The 17,272-nt window shown below is 66.1% G+C and carries 12 protein-coding genes and 1 pseudogene; 9 read left to right on the forward strand and 4 right to left on the reverse strand.

Going from position 1 to position 17,272, the window contains the following annotated elements:
• Positions 1 to 418 precede the first annotated feature (418 nt).
• Positions 419 to 1,090 carry a class I SAM-dependent methyltransferase gene (locus tag AB0C34_RS13800; protein ID WP_357071388.1) on the forward strand — a complete coding sequence of 224 codons (672 nt, stop codon included), beginning with the start codon at positions 419 to 421 and terminating at the stop codon, positions 1,088 to 1,090.
• A 40-nt stretch (positions 1,091 to 1,130) separates the two neighbouring features.
• The gene (locus AB0C34_RS13805; RefSeq protein ID WP_357071161.1) at positions 1,131 to 4,631 is read left to right on the forward strand and encodes an amino acid adenylation domain-containing protein; all 3,501 of its coding nucleotides are present in this window, start codon (positions 1,131 to 1,133) and stop codon (positions 4,629 to 4,631) included.
• Between the two features lie 157 nt (positions 4,632 to 4,788).
• Here the strand turns inward: AB0C34_RS13805 and AB0C34_RS13810 are convergent.
• Positions 4,789 to 6,151, reverse strand: a pseudogene (locus AB0C34_RS13810) (SagB family peptide dehydrogenase).
• 45 nt (positions 6,152 to 6,196) lie between these two features.
• Positions 6,197 to 7,177 carry an ABC transporter substrate-binding protein gene (locus AB0C34_RS13815; protein ID WP_357071164.1) on the reverse strand — a complete coding sequence of 327 codons (981 nt, stop codon included), beginning with the start codon at positions 7,175 to 7,177 and terminating at the stop codon, positions 6,197 to 6,199.
• Positions 7,178 to 7,347: 170 nt separating this feature from the next.
• On the opposite strand from AB0C34_RS13815, the gene AB0C34_RS13820 reads away from it, so the two are divergent.
• Complete coding sequence (locus tag AB0C34_RS13820) at positions 7,348 to 9,135, forward strand: MFS transporter (RefSeq protein ID WP_357071167.1); 1,788 nt, start codon at positions 7,348 to 7,350, stop codon at positions 9,133 to 9,135.
• 31 nt (positions 9,136 to 9,166) lie between these two features.
• Here the strand turns inward: AB0C34_RS13820 and AB0C34_RS13825 are convergent, their stop codons facing one another.
• Positions 9,167 to 10,114 (reverse strand): ABC transporter substrate-binding protein, encoded by a 948-nt coding sequence (locus tag AB0C34_RS13825; RefSeq protein WP_357071170.1) that lies wholly within the window; start codon positions 10,112 to 10,114, stop codon positions 9,167 to 9,169.
• Positions 10,115 to 10,852: 738 nt separating this feature from the next.
• Between AB0C34_RS13825 and AB0C34_RS13830 the strand changes: the two genes are divergently transcribed.
• On the forward strand, positions 10,853 to 11,515 hold the full coding sequence (locus tag AB0C34_RS13830; RefSeq protein WP_357071173.1) for a TetR/AcrR family transcriptional regulator: 663 nt from the start codon (positions 10,853 to 10,855) through the stop codon (positions 11,513 to 11,515).
• A 737-nt stretch (positions 11,516 to 12,252) separates the two neighbouring features.
• The gene (locus AB0C34_RS13835) at positions 12,253 to 13,131 is read left to right on the forward strand and encodes a type IV toxin-antitoxin system AbiEi family antitoxin domain-containing protein (RefSeq protein ID WP_357071177.1); all 879 of its coding nucleotides are present in this window, start codon (positions 12,253 to 12,255) and stop codon (positions 13,129 to 13,131) included.
• Between the two features lie 143 nt (positions 13,132 to 13,274).
• Here the strand turns inward: AB0C34_RS13835 and AB0C34_RS13840 are convergent, their stop codons facing one another.
• Positions 13,275 to 15,323: a M13 family metallopeptidase gene (locus AB0C34_RS13840; RefSeq protein ID WP_357071180.1), complete on the reverse strand. Its 2,049-nt coding sequence runs from the start codon at positions 15,321 to 15,323 to the stop codon at positions 13,275 to 13,277.
• Between the two features lie 361 nt (positions 15,324 to 15,684).
• Between AB0C34_RS13840 and rplN the strand changes: the two genes are divergently transcribed.
• Genes rplN through AB0C34_RS13860 form a run of 4 tightly spaced genes read left to right on the forward strand, consistent with a single transcriptional unit; the run spans position 15,685 to position 17,125 of the window.
• Complete coding sequence (rplN, locus tag AB0C34_RS13845) at positions 15,685 to 16,053, forward strand: 50S ribosomal protein L14 (protein WP_357071184.1); 369 nt, start codon at positions 15,685 to 15,687, stop codon at positions 16,051 to 16,053.
• A gap of 1 nt (position 16,054) precedes the next feature.
• The gene (rplX, locus tag AB0C34_RS13850; RefSeq protein ID WP_357071187.1) at positions 16,055 to 16,372 is read left to right on the forward strand and encodes a 50S ribosomal protein L24; all 318 of its coding nucleotides are present in this window, start codon (positions 16,055 to 16,057) and stop codon (positions 16,370 to 16,372) included.
• Between the two features lies 1 nt (position 16,373).
• Entirely contained in the window at positions 16,374 to 16,937 is a 564-nt protein-coding gene (gene rplE, locus AB0C34_RS13855; RefSeq protein WP_357071190.1) for a 50S ribosomal protein L5, read from the forward strand.
• Positions 16,938 to 16,939: 2 nt separating this feature from the next.
• Positions 16,940 to 17,125: a type Z 30S ribosomal protein S14 gene (locus AB0C34_RS13860; RefSeq protein WP_188829844.1), complete on the forward strand. Its 186-nt coding sequence runs from the start codon at positions 16,940 to 16,942 to the stop codon at positions 17,123 to 17,125.
• Positions 17,126 to 17,272 lie beyond the last annotated feature (147 nt).

Genomic DNA, 17,272 nt, shown 5'->3' on the forward strand with positions numbered 1-17,272 from the left:
TCAGCACGCCATCCCGAGTGACTTCGACGCCGACCGATTCCGTTCCGCGCGCGCCGATGTAGACCTTTTCGGACTGCGCGCCATGCTGGCCGCGCTGCAACCGGCATTGTCCGACACCGAGGTTCGCGGCGTGGACGATATCGCGACACGCCTGCGATTCGCCCCGCGGCATCGGTGGTTGCTGCGGCAATGGTTGCAGGCACTCGCCGCGAGCGGTTGCATCGACGGCGAGGTGGATCGCGGCTATCGGTACGTGCGCCCGGTCCCGGCCCCGACCAAGCCGAACTTGGTCGACGTTTGTGCGGATCTGGGCTATTCGCGTCCGCTCGCGACCTTCCTGCAAGCCTGCGGCGACCGCCTGACCGAACTCGCCCAGGACCGCATCCGCGTGCAGGAGTTGCTGTTCCCCAATGGGGATATGGCCACGGCCGAGGCCGCGTATCGGGACAATCTGAGCAGCCGCTATCTCAATCTTGCGGCGGGCAGAGCGGTCGCCGATTTGGTCGATGGCCTGCGCGGTGACCGACCGCCGGTGCGTGTGCTGGAACTGGGTGCGGGAATCGGCGGCACCACCGATGATGTCACGGCCGCGTTGGCCGGACTGCCGGTGGAATATCACTTCACCGACGTGTCCACCTTCTTCCTCGACGCCGCGAAGCGGCGGTTCGCCGACTATCCGTGGATGCGGTACGAAATCGTCGATATGAACGCGGATCTGGAGAATCAACCGCGCTACGACATCGTCATCGCCGCCAATGTGCTGCACAACGCCTATGACATCGCGGTGACCCTTCGGCAGTTGCGTGCTCTGCTGAATCCCGGTGGGGCGGTGGTGATCATCGAGACTTGCCACGCGCACTGCGCGCAACTGACCTCCGTGCACTTCCTGATGTCGCCGCGCGAGGATCAGCCGCACGCCGGTCTGACCGATGTGCGGGCGGGCACCGACCGGATCTTCCTGACCGAGAACGAATGGCGGGATCAACTGCTCGCGGCGGGTCTGACACCCGAACTGGTCCTACCCGCGGGCGATCATCAGGTCGCCGCGCTCGACCAGCGAGTTTTCATCGCCGTGCGCGGCCAGGAGTAACGGACCGATCATGTCGGAGCAGGCAAGGAGTGACAGCGCAATGGCGTCGGCACAGCAGCCGGGTGACGGCCGGGTCGGCATCACCCGAGAAGAGATCAGGACGGCGGTGGCCGGCCAACTCGGTATCGCCGCCGGGGAGGTCACCGACAGCGACGATCTGATTCAGTTGGGGCTCGACTCGATCCGCACGATGAAGCTGGCTGGTGGCTGGCGCAAACGCGGCGTCGATATCAACTTCGCCCAGCTCGCCGCCGCCCCGACGGTGGAATCGTGGCATGGCCTGCTCGGCGCGGAGGAAGCCGACCCGCGGGCGGAACCGGTCGGCGAACCGGTAGACGCCGAGCCTAATGCCGACGACGCGCCGTTTCCACTCGCCACTATGCAGCACGCCTACTGGATCGGCCGCTCCGACGAGCAGGAACTCGGCGGCGTCGCCGCCCACCTCTACGTCGAATTCGATGGTGGCCGGATCGAACCCGGGCGACTCGAACGTGCGGTGACCCAACTGGTGGCAGCCCATCCGATGCTGCGCACTCGATTCCTGCCCGACGGCACCCAGCAGACCATGCCCGACCCCGGCCGGCCGGTCTTCGCCGTGATCGATCTACGGTCGCACGAGCCGGCGGCCGCCGATGCCGCGCTGGCCGAACTGCGCGATCAGAAGACCCATCAGCGCCTGGCCATCGAAGCGGGGCAGGTCATCGACATCACGCTCACGCTGCGCGACGAGAACAGCACCCGCTTACATCTCGACGTCGACATGCTGGCCGGTGACGCGATGAGCTATCGGGTGCTGATCGCCGAACTCGCCGAGCTCTACCACGGGGCGACCGTGTCCGCCCCCGGCTACACCTATCGGCAATACCGCACCGAACGTCGAGAAGCCACCGCTGCCCGCGAGCGCGACCAGCGGTGGTGGCAGCAGCGATTGCCAGAACTGCCTGGTGCACCGGAACTTCCGACTGTGCCGGTCGGTGAGCGCACCGGACCGCACCGCACCGTGCGCTACGACCACTGGCTGGGCCCGGAGGCCAAGCAGCGGCTGCTCGCCGCGGCCCATCAGCGCGCAATCACGCCGGCTATGGCGTTGGCGGCGGTATTCGCCGAAACCATCGGTGGCTGGTCGGCGCAGAGCCGTTTCCTGCTGAACGTCCCGCTGTTCCATCGTGAAGCGGTCCATCCCGACATCGATCGGGTGATCGGCGATTTCACCTCCTCGATCATGCTCGAGGTGGACGTTACCGAGAACATGACGGTGGCCGACCGGGCCCGCGCTCTACAACGCGGCATGCACGAAAGTGGCGCGCACACCGCCTATTCCGGACTCGAGGTGCTGCGCGACCTTGGCCGGCACCGTGGTGAGCCGGTGCTGGCCCCGGTGGTCTACACCAGTGCGCTGAACTTGGGTGAACTGTTCGCCGACCGGGTCACCGAAACCTTCGGCGAGCCGGTGTGGATCATCTCCCAGGGCCCGCAGGTGCTGCTGGACGCGCAGGTCACCGAGGTGCGCGGCGGACTGCTGCTCAACTGGGACGTCCGTGCATCGGCTTTTCCCGCGGGCATGATCGACGCCATGTTCGCCCACTACACCCGGGCGATCGGTCGGCTCGGCGACGGCGACGCCGGCTGGAATGCCGAGGCGGCCGTGCGATTGCCGGCCGTTCAGGCCGAGGTGCGCGCGGCGGTCAACGCCACCGAAGGACCGGTCAGCGGTCGCTGCCTGCACCAGGGGTTTTTCGATCACGCCGCCGCGAATCCCACCGCGCCCGCGGTGGTGTGGGGGCTCGACACGGCGGCCGGGGTATGGAGTTACGGTGAGCTCGCGGCGCGCGTGCTCGCCGTCGCCGGTGCGCTGCGGTATGAGGGGGTGCGTCCGGGTGACGCCGTCGCGGTCCAGTTGCCCAAGGGGCCGGAGCAGATCCTCGCCGCACTCGGTGTGCTCGCCGCGGGCGCGACCTACGTGCCCATCGGATTCGATCAGCCGGTCGGGAGGCGAGCCGAGATCCTGCGCACCGGCGCGATAGTGGCGGCGTTGACCGTTCCCGACGCAGATATGGGTGTGCCGATTCCGTGCGTGTCCATCGCCGCGGCAAGTGCGCATCCGCATCCGCTTGCCGCGCCGACCTTCCCCGATACCGGTGCCATCGCGTACGTGATCTTCACGTCCGGTTCGACGGGTGTGCCCAAGGGCGTCGATGTGCCGCACCGAGGCGCGATGAACACCATCGATGCGGTGAACCAGTGGTTCGGGGTCGGCAGCGCCGATCGGGTACTGGCGTTGTCCGCCCTGGAGTTCGACGCGTCGGTGTACGACATCTTCGGTATGTTCTCCGTCGGTGGCTCGGTGGTCGCCCTCGATTCCGAGCAGCGCGCCGAAGCCACGACTTGGGTAGAACTGCTTCGCCACCATCGAGTGTCGATCCTGAACTGCGTGCCGAGCATGCTGGACATGATTCTGCAGATCGGCGGGGACCGGCTGGGCGATTCGTTGCGTGCGGTCACGCTCGGCGGCGACTGGGTCGGCGCGGATCTGGCGCGCAGGTTGGCGGCGCAGGTGCCAGGTTGCCGTTTCGCCGGACTGGGCGGGGCCACCGAGACCTCGATTCACAACACCATCTGCGAAGTGGTGGGGGAGCCGCCTACGGGGTGGGCGACGGTGCCGTTCGGTATTCCCCTGCGCAATGTCCGGTGCCGGGTGGTCTCACCGGCGGGCCGCGACTGCCCGGACTGGGTGCCCGGTGAATTCTGGGTCGGCGGTGCGAATGTCGCCGCGGGTTATCGAAACGACCCGGAGCGCACCGCCGAACGATTCGTGGAATACGAGGGGATCCGGTGGTACCGGACCGGCGATCTGGCGAGGTACTGGCCCGACGGGACCATCGAGTTCCTCGGTCGCGCCGACCACCAGGTGCAGATCAGGGGCTACCGCGTCGAACTCGGCGAGGTGGAGAGCGCGTTGCGCACGGTGGCGGGGGTACGCCATGCCGTCGCCGCGGTGGTCGGTGCGGGCGCGCCCACACTGGTGGCGGCCATCGCGGGTGATCGGGACGCCCTCGGCGATCTCACCGCCGCGCTCGCGGACCTGCTGCCTGGTTACATGATTCCGACCCGCGTCGAATTCCTGGAGCAGATCCCGCTCACCGGTAATGGCAAGTTGGACCGGCGCGCTGTGATCACGCTGTTGGAACCCGGCGCGGCCGACACCGAGAACAGCGCACCGCGCGATGACGTCGAGGCCGCCCTCATCGATATCGTGGCGGGGGTTCTCGGTGTGGACGCCGTCGGCGTGCACGACGATTTCTTCGGTCGCGGTGGCGATTCGGTGCTGGCCACCACTGTCATCGCTCGGGTGCGGGAATGGCTGGAACTGGACCATGCGCTGGTGGCGGACATTTTCGCGACCCGAACCGTGGCGGGTTTGGCCGAGCGACTCGGCCGGCGGGACGCCCAGCGGGGCGCCGCGGAGCGGTTGCCCGCCGTCGCGCGCCTCTATCTCGAGGTCGCGGCGATGAGCGACGAGGAGATCCTGGCCGAGGCGTGAGGGCAGGGCCGCCGGTATCGACCAGCACGGCGTCCGTGCCGGCGAAACCTTCCGTCAGCTGTGATCTGGAATCGACTACCCGGCCGGTGCTGGCGGCTCCGTGGCCGGACGCGCCGTCCGCGCCACGGCCCGCTGCCCTGCTCAGGCTCGCGCCAGGTCAGTCCCGCGCAGGCGAACCGATGATCATGCCACCGACAGCGCACTCCTCGAGTTCGTCGACACCGGCGGTGGCCGCGAAGGCCGCGGTGTCGGGGTATGCCTGGGCGCACGCGCCCAGGCCCATCGCGGTCGCCGCCAGGTAGATCGTCTGCATCAGGATGCCGACGTTTTCGCGGATGGCGGCGTAGCCAGCCTGCTCGTAGGTCCACATCACCCGCCCCGCGCGAGCTGCCATGACCAGCAGCACCTGGGGCTCGGCTCCGTCGGGCAGCGGCGACGATGTCGGCTGCGACAACTCCGTCACCACAGGCGAATCCGCGGCGGCGACCGGGTGCAGTACGTGCTCGAACGAGTCGTAGTGGTACATGCCGGGTGCCAGTCCTTCGACATTGCGCACCACCGGATAGAGTTCGAGTTCGTACCCACTGCCGCAGGACGGGTAGGGTCGCGAGTCGATCTCCTCGCTCACGTCCGACAGTCGCGTGTGCGATACAGCAATTCCGCCAGCTGATCGAGCGTGATCGGATGCGCGTCGTCGAAGGTTCGAGTCGACACCCGGTCCGCCAGGACAGCGGTCAGGGTGGGGTCCTCGGCCCGCTTGGCAGCCAGGTCGGGAACGTGCAGTTCTATCGTGTCGCCGGGGTAACTCGCCTTCCGTGCTGGCGGCTGCGGGAATCGCCCTTTCGCCCATGTAATCGGAGCGAAGTGGTCGCGGGCGGGAGTGCGCGTGCCTAGCGTGCTGCGGCAGTGGAACCGCAACTCGGGCAGGCCCCACTGCGCGTGCTGAATTCGCGGTCCTCCGCGTCGGCGTCCGGAACCAGGAATCCGCACCAGTGCAGGTCGTCGGCGAACTGTGACTTGACGTCGATCGGCACGTCGACGTCGGCCGCGCCAGGCCCGTCGAGCAACGCCAACAGCCGCGGATCGTGGATGCGCAGATCGCACCACGCGTGCGGATGCTCGAGTACGAAACCTTCCGAGTCACGGTGCAGCACGGCGAATTTCGAGAGGGTCGCCGACCAGGGGAGCGGGGTGTCCGGTCGCGGGGCGGGCTGCCCGAACGGTCGGAGGGTGTAGAGGTCGCGTCCGCGGTCGCGGACCGTGACCGACAGCCAGCCGCCGTCGGCGAGCCGGTCCATCAGTTCGGCGACATCGTCGCCGCCCGCGGCCGCCGACAGCTCCGACACGGTCGCGGGTCCCTGGTTCAGGGTGGCCAACGCGTGCAGCTGACCGGCGTCCAGGCCGGTCAGTTTCGCCTCGCGCGGCGGATCGAGCAGAATCGCGTCGGCCGGACCGGTCAGGCAGGTGATGCCGTTTCGCAACGCGAATCTGGTCTGCTGTGGATATGTGGCGGTGGGCAAGACCGCGTACCTCCGCTTGTGGGTCCGAGTCGTCGGGCGCGCCGGCTATTTCGCCGCGGCGGCGAAGACGGGCTCGAGTTTGTTCAGGATGTAGGGCACCGAGAGCGCCGTCGGTTGGTTCACGGCGCTGATCTCCTGGGTGGTCAGGAACAGAACCGCGCCCTTCTTGACCGCGGGTAGATCGGCGTATCCCGGTAACTGCCGGTACTTCTCGTCCAGGCCGGGGGCATAGCCGGCCAGCAACAGATCGGCGGTGAGTTCGTCCACTCGTTCCGGGGACAGCGCCAGCCGGCCCTGAGTGGCGGGCAGATCGGTGAGGTTCTTCGGAATGCCGAGACCCAGGTGGGTGAACATCGTCGCCGACCCGTCGGCGGGGTCGGTCAACACCATGAGCTGTGTCGGGCCGGCCAGCCAGGTGCTGACGAACGACTTGCCGTTCAGACCGGGGTTCGCGGCGGCGATGGCGGTGAACTTATCGTCCACCTTCGCGATCACCGTGCTCGCCTCGTCCGGCTTGTGCAGCACTTTGCCGAGCGCGATGACCTGGTCCTGCCAGGGCGCCACCGCCGCTTTACTCAGGCCGGGCAGGGTCGGTGCGACGTGGGACAGTTCGTCGTAGGTCTTCTGGTCGGCGAGGAACGGGTCGACCAGGATCAGATCCGGCGCCAACGCCGCGACCTGTTCGGCGATGTTCCCGCTGGTGTTGAGCGCCTTGGCCGACTCCAGGCTCTTGGGCTGCCATGGCGGTGTGCTCTTGGACAGCGCCGCGAGATTGTCGATGTACCCGACCGGGACGACGCCGAGCGCGAGTGTGGTATCCAGCCACTGATTGCCGAGGGCGACGATTTTCTGCGGAGTGCCCGCGATGGTTGTTTCACCGCGGGCGTGCGTGATGATCACCTTTTCGCCGCCGGACGATGAATCGTCCTGCGGAGATCCGCACGCGGTGACGGTGAGGGCGAGCATTCCGGCCATCATCGTCAGCGCCGCCCGCGGCCAACTGCCGCGCATCCGCACAGATTTCATCGGTCGCACCTTCCTTCGAGCAAGTCAGCCAAGGCTAACCTATGTCGCGCCGCGGCCGGTATCGGTGCACTCGAAAAGTCGACCCCAGCGCAGGTATGCGGGACCGCATTTGATGGTTACATCCGCTAACTATATAGTTTGCGGAGGTAACTATCTGGCGAGAGGCTGTCGTGACGAATTCATCCACCGATCTCGACCTCGACGATGTCCGGACCATCCGCCGCAGGTTGCGCTTCGACCGAGACCATCCGCGGTACAAATGGATCGTCTTGACCAACACGACGCTCGGTGTGCTGCTCACGGCGATCAATTCGTCGATCGTGCTGATCTCGCTGCCCGCGATTTTTCGTGGCGTCGGACTCGACCCGCTCGAGGCGGGCAACGTCGGATACCTGCTGTGGATGCTGATGGGATACCTGTTGGCGACCGCGGTCCTGGTGGTCATGTTCGGGCGGCTCGGCGACATCTTCGGGCGGGTGCGGGTCTACAACCTCGGCTTCATGGTGTTCGCGCTCTCGGCGGTCGCGCTGTCCGTCGACCCATGCCACGGCGGTGCGGGAGCGATGTGGATCATCGTGTGGCGCGTCATCCAGGGCATCGGTGGCGCGATGCTGACCGCCAACTCGTCGGCGATCCTCACCGACGCGTTCCCTGCCAACCAGCGTGGCACCGCGCTCGGCATCAACATGGTCGCGGCCGTGGCTGGTTCATTTTTCGGGCTGCTCATCGGCGGTGTGCTGTCGGAATGGGATTGGCGCGCGGTGTTCTGGGTGAGCGTCCCGATCGGCATCCTCGGCGCGGTCTGGTCCTATCGCTCGCTGCACGAGGTCGGTATCCGGTCCGCGGGCAAGGTGGACTGGGTGGGCACCATCACCTTCGGTCTCGGCCTCACCGCGCTGCTCACCGGTATCACCTACGGCATTCAGCCCTACGGCGGGCACGCCACCGGATGGTCCAGCCCATGGGTGCTGACTTCGGTGATCGGCGGCATTGTGCTGCTCGGTGTGTTCTGCGTGGTGGAAAGCAAGATCGCCGACCCGATGTTCCACCTCGGTCTGTTCCGCAATCGCGCGTTCGGACTGGGCAATTTCGCCAACCTGATGGTCTCGATCGGCCGCGGCGGTATGCAGTTCATGCTGATCATCTGGTTACAGGGCATCTGGCTTCCACTGCACGGTTACGACTTCGAGTCCACCCCGCTCTGGGCCGGTATCTACCTGCTTCCGTTGACCGTCGGGTTTCTCGCGGCGGGACCGCTGTCGGGCTGGCTGTCGGACCGCTATGGCTCCCGACCGTTTACCACCGGCGGCGCGGTACTCGCCGGCGCGACGTTCGTGCTGTTGCTGGTCATCCCGGTCGACTTCGACTACTGGCTGTTCGCGCTGGTCATCTTGCTCAACGGGATCGGTTGCGGGTTGTTCTTCTCACCGAACACCGCGGCCATCATGTCCAGCGTCCCCGCCGCCCAGCGCGGCGCGGCCTCCGGTATGCGCGGCACCCTGTTCAACGGTGGCAATGCCCTGTCCATGGGAATTTTCTTCTCGCTCATGGTCATCGGCCTCGCCGCCAGTCTGCCCGCCGCACTCGACTCGGGTCTGCGGGCGCAGGGCGTTTCCGCGGGTGCGGCCGCCGAACTCGCCGGAATGCCTCCGGTGGCCAGCATGTTCGCCGCGTTCCTCGGCTTCAACCCGATTCAGGAACTGCTCGGCCCTACGGGCGAATTGAGCAAGCCCGGCGTCAACGCCGACGCGCTCACCGGCCAGGAATTCTTCCCGCACCTGCTCACCGGCCCGTTTCACGCCGGCCTGGTCGTCGTGTTCGTCTCGGCGGCCGTCATGATGTTCCTCGCCGCGCTGGCCTCCTGGTTCGCGGGCGACAAGTATGTCCGCGACGAGGAGGCCGAGCTCACCGAGGCCGACGAACTCGCGCTGGAAGTCACTCCGGTACCAGTCCGGTGATCCACCGATTCGCGTCCGAGATTCCGGGCGCCTAGCGCACCCTGGACAGGACAGGTGCCAGTTTGTCGAGGAGGTAGCGGATCGACAGTGCGGTGGGCTGCTCGAGCGCGGCGAACTCGGTGGTGGTCAGGAACACCACGGCGCCTGTCTTCGTCGCAGGCAGATCGGCGTAACCCGATAGCAGCCGATACTTCTCGTCGAAGCCGGGGGAGTAGCCGGCGAGGAGGACATCGGCGCCGAGTTCATCGATACGCTCGGGTGGGAGAACGACGTGGCCTCGCGTGGCGGGCAGCGCCGCCAGGGTATCGGGTACGCGCAATCCCAGCCGAGTGAACAGCTCACCGCAGGCAGTGCTGGGTTGGGTGTGCACGATCAACTGCTCGTCACCCGCCAGCCAGGCGGCAGCGTAAGTCTTGCCGGTGAGCCGCGGGTTGGCCGCGGCGGCGGTCGCGATCTTCGCATCGACATCGGCGACGAACTGATCGGCCTCCTCCACCCTGCGCAAAAGCTTGCCCAGAGTGCTGATCCGGTCGCGCCACGAGGCATCTGCGCGCTGATCGGCGGGCATTGTCGGCGCCACCCCGGCCAGTTCGTCGTAGGTCTTTCGGTCTGCGGAGACCTCGTCCAGCAGGATCAGATCCGGGTGCAGCGCGGCGATCTGCCCGACCAGATTCCCGGTCGGGTCCAGTGATGTCGCTGAACCCACCGAGTCGGAAGCCCACGGCGACGGCTCGTCCGGGCGCGGCATGAGCCGCCCGATCGGTGTGACACGTAGTGCCGCGATCGAATCCAGCCACCGATCGCCCAACGCGATCACCCGGTGCGGCGTGCCGGTAATGGTCGTCGTACCGAAGGCATGGTTGACGGTGACCGGCTCAGTGTGCGCCCGCGACTCTCTGGTCGGCAGCGCGCAGCCGGTCGAACCGAGGGCAAGCGCACCGGCGAGTGCCGTGACCAGGGCCACGCGAACAGCTTTCATCGCCACCTTCCCAGTCTTTCCGGCCGCGCCAGGTGCCTCGACACGCGGCCAGCCTATGCCGCCTCGTCGGTGCCGTGGGGCGTCGCCACGCGAGCGGTGGTGTCCGTGTGGAGCGGGTGCGTTGTGGTGATGTTGTCGTGGGTGGTGTGGTCTGGTGTTGATGTGGTGGGGGTGTCGCTGCGACGTGGGTGGTGGTGTCCGTGTGGAGCGGGTGCGTTGTGGTGAGGTTGTCATCGGTGATGCGGTCTGGTTTGTCAGCGTGGTTGGCGTCGCCATGCAATAAGCAGCGGTATCCGCGTGCATCTCGGGATGCGGGCGTCGGCGATGCGGTCAGGTCGGGCGTCGCCACGCAGGCAGCGGTGTCGTGTGCACCATTCAGCGATCCGGATGTCGACTCGGTCAGGTTTGTCGGTGTGGGTCGGACGTCGCTATGCAACAAGCGGCGGTATTCGCGTGGAACTGGTGAACCTGGGCGATGTGGCCGTTGACGATGTGATCAGGCATTTTCTCCGCGTCGGCGCAGTCCGAGCGTGGCTATGCGACCGAGACCGGATTCACCAGCGCGAACCATGGATCGGCGCGGATCGCGACGTTCACCACTGCGACACCCAATGCAACCATGGACGGCGCTGTCCCACCGCGGTCGGCCGAAAGCGCCCCGATTTATCCGGTTTGGAAAACGAACGGCTGGGGGATCCCATGTCCACGCGCACATTCGGCGATCGGCATGATGGATTCATGCCAACCTCGTCGCCGCAGGACAAACGCACCGGAAGGCCCGCACGTATCTGCCGCTCCGAGATCGTCGCCGCCGCTCATGCGGTGATCGACGCCGGGGGTGTCGACAAGCTGACGATGCGCCGTCTCGCCGGCGAGCTCGGGTGCACGCCGATGGCGCTCTACCACCATGTTCGCGACAAGGAAGACCTGCTCCGGCTGTTGCTCAACGACTATGCGGACCAGGTGGTCTGGCCGGATCTGCCGGAGGACCCGAAAGAGCGGATACTCACCACGGCGCACGCCATGTACGACGTGCTCGCGGCCCACCCGTGGATCGTCGAAATACTCGCCGCCGACAACCTTTTCGGTGCCTCGGCGCTTTGGGTCGGTGAGTCGATCATCGACGGTTTCGTCGCGGCGGGCCACACCGTCGACCAGGCAACCCACGCCTACCGCATCATCTGGCACTACACCGCGGGCGACTTGATCGTCCGCTACCGATCCGCGCGTCGTGCGGCCGAGAACCGCCCCACCGTCCGCGCGCAGACCTTCACCGACCTGAACCCCGACACCTTCCCCCACCTGGCGTCCCTAGGCCCCCGCTACCTCACCCTCACCACCCAGAACACCTACATCCACGGCCTCCGCGCCCTGGTAGCCGGCCTCCTCTCCACCCCGTAACCAGAGTCGAAGGCCGCCTCCCTCCCCTGCTCCAAGCCACCACTCAACTCCACTCACGAAGTCGCCGTCCCTTCGAGCCGCTACTTGCCCCCGTGACCGGAGTCGAAGGCCGCCTCCGGGGTTGCTTCGAGTCACGACCTGTCCTCGTGACGGGAGTCGAATGGCGCGTCCAGGACCGCCCCGAGCGGCCACTCGACTCCGTTCGCGGGGTTGGATGGTGTGCATTCGGGGTTGTGGGATGTCGCTACTTGTCGCTGTGGGTGGAGTTGGATGGTGTGCCTTGGCGGTTGTTTCGAGTCGCGACCTGTCCTCGTGGCCGGAGTCGAATGGCGCGTCCAGTGCTGTTCCGAGCGGCCACTCGACTCCGTTCGCGGAGTTGGATGGTGCTTTCGCGGTTGTTTCGAGCCGCTACTTGCCCTCGTGGCCGGAGTCGATTGGCGCCTCCGGGGTTGTTTCGAGTCGCGACCTGTCTTCGTGGCCGGAGTCGAATGGCGCGTCCAGTGCTGTTCCGAGCTGCCACTCGACTCCGTTCGCGGAGTTGGATGGTGTGCCTGCGCGGTTGTGGGAAGTCGGTACTTGTCGCTGTGGGTGGAGTTGGATGGTGCTTTCGCGGTTGCTTCGAGCCGCCATCTCACTGTGCTCGCTGATGTATTCACATCTGGCGGGTTGTGCACAGGGGTGGGGAAGTGGCTGGTTGGGGTCAGGGGTGCAGCCGGGGGAGGGATCAGGGTGGGGGGATGCGACTCGGCTTGGAGCAGGTGCGGGGTGAGCAGTTCGGCGTGTTCACAGTGCGGCAAGTACTGCGGGAGTACACCCGTGCAGAGTTGCGTGCTCGGGTCGACCGGGGGGAGTGGGTGCGGGTTTTCCACGGCGTCTACCGCACGGCTACCACCCCGCCATCACCCGAACTGAGGGTCGAGGCCGCACGGCTGTCGATGGGGCTCACAGTGCTGGCGGCCGCCTACAACACCGCCGCCGAATTACATGGGTTCTCCGTTCTCGCGGATCAGCCGACCGATGTCCTGGGCATTCAAGCGACGCGATCCCATCGACTTGTCGTGCATCGCGATCGGGTGGACCCGGCGGAATTGGAACTGGTCCGCGGCACGATGACCACACGCCCCGCCCGCACCGCGGTGGATATCGCGCGCACCCTGTCCCGAATGGACGCTCTGGCAACCTTGGATGCAGCACTCCGCGCGGGAGTCTCGTCCGCCGCGCTCGCCGCCGAACTCGACAACCACGCCGGCCGCCGCGGCCGCCGACAAGCCACCCAACTGATCGGCCTGGCCGACGCCCGCGCCGAATCCCCGATGGAGTCGCGCACCCGGCTGCGCTGCATCGACGCCGGTCTACCACCGCCGGAGCCGCAAATACCTATCCAGACCCGAGATGGTCTCTGCCGCATCGATCTGGGTTGGCGCCATTGGCGAGTGGGCCTGGAATACGACAGCGCCGAATGGCATTCAGGCGAAGCCGCCGCCCGCCGCGACAACCCGCGGCACAACTGGCTGACCGCCGAGGGCTGGACCGTCTACTACGCCACAGCAACCGACGTCTACCACCACCCGCACCACTTCACCGCACCCATCCAACGCGCGATCGCTCGAGCGTAGTTACATGGCGGTCGTACGATCCTTGCTCAGCCGCCATAGGACTGTGCTCAACTGGGGGCCGCTTCGGTGGGAAGTTGCCGGACCGGGTGGGAGTGCGGGGCGGTGGCGGGCGGCGCAGCTGAAATGTTGTGGACGGTAGGGGTTTACAGGGTGACCCGTTGGTCGGCGGGCATGAACAATTTGTCGCCTTCTTTGAGTTCGAAGGTTTTGTAGAACTCTTCCAGGTTCCGCACGACTTGATTGCACCGGAATTCGGCGGGGGAGTGGGTATCACCGGCGAGGTAGCGGACGGTGAGTTCTTCGGTCTGCTTTTCACGCCAGCTGCGGGCCCAGGACAGAAACATCGTGCGGTAGTCGGGGTTGTCTATTCCGCGACGCTTTTCGGCGATGCGGAACGCGGCCAGGGTGATCTGGAGTCCGCGCAGATCTGCGAGGTTCTCACCGACCGTGAGTTGGCCGTTGACGTGCTGGCTCGGGTCGAGGCCCTCGGGCACCAGCACGTTGTATTGGTCGATGAGCTGCTTGGTTTTGGCGTCGAACGCGGCTCGGTCCTCCGGCGTCCACCAATCGCGACGGTTTCCGTCGCCGTCGTATTTGGAACCTTGGTCGTCGAATCCGTGGCCGATCTCGTGGCCGATGGTCGACCCGACCGCACCGAAGTTGACGGCGGGCTCGGCGTCCTTGTCGAAAAACGGCGCTTGCAGGTAAGCGGCGGGGAACACGATCTGGTTGGAGGTCGCCGAGTAGTACGCATTCACCGTCTGGGGTGACATCCCCCATTCGGACTTGTCCACCGGGGTGCCGAGGCGGGCGAACGCCCGCTTGCTCTCGAACTGGTTGATGGCGATCAGCGACTCGACCAACTTGCCCCTGGTGATCGTGAGTTTGGAATAGTCGACCCACTTGTCCGGGTAACCGATCTTGGGATCGATCTTCTCCAGTTTCGCGAGAGAGGCCGCCCTGGTCGCGGCGGACATCCATGACGAGTTGGTGAAGTTCTCGCGGTAGGCGGCCAGGACGTCCTCGAGCATTTCTTTGGCGCGCTGCTTGGCCTCGGGCGGAAAGTGTTTGGCCACGTAGAGTTTCCCGAGCTGTTCGCCGAGGCTGTTGTCGACCATGGAGACGCCGTACTTCCAGCGCTCCGGTCGCTCGTCTTGCCCGTTGAGCACCTTGCCGTTGAAGTCGAAATTCGCGTCGTTGATGGCCTTGGGTAGGTAGGGAGCGAACTCCCGCAGCACAGCCAACTTCAGGTAGTCCCGCCAGACCGCGATATCTACTTCGGTCCACAGTTGGCCCGCCGCCGTAAGGTAGGACGGCTGATTGACCACCATCGTCTTGAACAGTTCACGCGGGCGGTCGGTGTTTCCCGTCATCCACGGGTCCCAGTCGAACCCGGGCGCGAGAGCCGTCATATCCGCCCAGCCGTAGACGTTGTACGTCGCATCGGTATCGCGGTTGCGGACGTTGTCCCAGTGTGCGGGAGCGATCCGCTTCTCCAGATCGAACACCCGCTGAGCCATACCCGACGGATCGGTGAAACCGGCGCCCGTGGCGATGCGCTCGAGGAAGATCCGATATTGCGCGAGCACCGCGGCGTATTCCGGCTTCCGGTAGTACTGCTCGCCGAGCCCCAGCCCGGACTGGCCGACCGAGGGAATGTAGGCGTTCGAGTTCTTCCGGTCGATGCCGATACCGATGCCGATCAACCCGCCGATCGGCAGCTCGGCCATCACCTTGGCCAGGTCCGCCTTCGTCACCGCGCCGTCGACCTTGGCGAACAGGCCGGCCAGCGGGGTCGTCCCGAGTCGTTCGATCTCATCCCAGTCGACCCGCGCGTCGTAGAGGTCCCTGATCTGCTGTTCTTCCGAACCGGGTTTCGGATCACGAATACCGTCGATGATCTCCCGCAACTGCTGCTGTGTCCGTTCGGCCGCCTCGCTGGTCGAACCGTAGGCGACCTTGTCCGGCGGCAACTGGTACTCCCGCAGCCACTTGCCGTTGACGTGCCGGTACAGATCGTCCTGCGGCCGGATCGTCTCGTCCGCTCCGCCCAGGTCGACCCCGATGAGCGACTTGCTCGCCGGTGCGGCCTCGGTCGAGCAGGCGACCAGCGCGGCGGCGGCCGGCACCGCCCCGAGTGCGATCAAAAAGCCACGACGGCCCAGCTGGACCGGACGACTGGTTGATGTCACGAGAATCCTCTCCCCGACGCGGCGTGCCGCACATGAACGTCTTGGCAACCTCTGCTCGGATCGAGGCTACCGGTGCGGCGGCCATCGAGCCCGGAATCGTCGCCGGTAACCTCGCGCCGAACCGGTCGCCGCACGGTGAACACCCCCGATTTGGGCCGACCTGCGGATTCCCCTACACTAGAGCGGTTGCCTGCGGGAGCTATGCCCGCAATCCGGCAGTGAACCCCCAGTGGTTGGTTCTGCGTTTTCTTGCTCAGGCCCAGAAAACCGCTGGCAGGCGCGCGTCCGGAGGGTGACTGACCATGCCCGTCGGGTCGGCAATCCGGCGTGCTAATACGTCCAGGTCAAGGAGGACGCTGAAGTGATTCAGCAGGAGTCGCGACTGCGCGTCGCCGACAACACGGGTGCGAAGGAGATTCTCTGCATCCGCGTTCTCGGTGGTTCGTCGCGTCGCTATGCCGGTATCGGCGACATCATCGTCGCTACCGTGAAGGACGCCATCCCCGGCGGCAACGTCAAGCGGGGTGAAGTCGTCAAGGCCGTCATCGTGCGCACCACCAAGGAACGTCGGCGCGCCGATGGTTCCTACATCAAGTTCGATGAGAACGCGGCTGTGCTCATCAAGGCGGACAACGACCCGCGCGGCACTCGCATCTTCGGCCCGGTCGGCCGCGAACTGCGCGAGAAGAAGTTTATGAAGATCGTCTCGCTGGCTCCGGAGGTGCTCTGACATGAAGGTGCACAAGGGCGACACCGTGCTCGTCATCTCGGGTAAGGACAAGGGCGCGAAGGGCAAGGTCATCCAGGCCTACCCGCAGCGCAACCGGGTCCTGGTCGAGGGCGTGAACCGGATCAAGAAGCACGTCGCACACTCGGCCGACCAGCGCGGCGCCTCCTCGGGCGGCATCGTGACCCAGGAAGCCGCCATCCACGTCTCGAACGTGATGGTCATCGATTCCGACGGCAAGCCGACTCGTATCGGCTACCGGACCGATGAAGAGACCGGCAAGCGGGTCCGGATCTCCCGTAACAACGGGAAGGACATCTGACATGACCACCACCGAGAAAGTCCAGCCCCGGCTGAAGCAGCGCTACCGCGAAGAAATCAAGGACGCGCTGAACAAGGAATTCGGCTACGCCAACGTGATGCAGATCCCGGGCGTGGTGAAGGTTGTCGTCAACATGGGTGTCGGTGACGCCGCCCGCGATGCGAAGCTGATCAACGGCGCGGTCAACGACCTCGCCCTGATCACCGGCCAGAAGCCGGAGATCCGCAAGGCGACCAAGTCCATCGCGCAGTTCAAGCTGCGTGAGGGTATGCCGATCGGCGCAAAGGTCACCCTGCGTGGCGACCGGATGTGGGAGTTCCTCGACCGTCTGGTCTCCATCGCGCTGCCCCGTATCCGCGACTTCCGCGGCCTGTCGCCGAAGCAGTTCGACGGTAACGGCAACTACACGTTCGGCCTGAGTGAGCAGTCGATGTTCCACGAGATCGACGTGGACTCGATCGACCGCCCGCGCGGTATGGACATCACCGTGGTGACCACCGCGACCAACAACGAAGAAGGCCGTGCCCTGCTCAAGCACCTCGGCTTCCCGTTCAAGGAGAACTGACGATGGCCAAGAAAGCACTGCGGATCAAGGCCGAAGCCAAGCCGAAGTTCGGTGTCCGCGCCTACACCCGCTGCCAGCGCTGCGGCCGCCCGCACGCGGTGTACCGCAAGTTCGGGCTGTGCCGCGTCTGCTTGCGCGAGATGGCGCACCGGGGCGAACTGCCCGGCGTGCACAAGAGCTCCTGGTGAGCTGGACGCTCCCTGGAGCGTCCACACACTGAACCGATCGAGGGCACGGACTCCACCCGAGTCCGTGCCCTCGTTCGCGTTGACGCGTCAGTTCGGGATTACCTGATTCGGCCGCGGGAGGGGCTGCGGTCGAATGGTGCGGCCAGC

It is taken from the genome of Nocardia sp. NPDC049220, from assembly GCF_040647855.1.
Lineage (GTDB): Bacteria > Actinomycetota > Actinomycetes > Mycobacteriales > Mycobacteriaceae > Nocardia.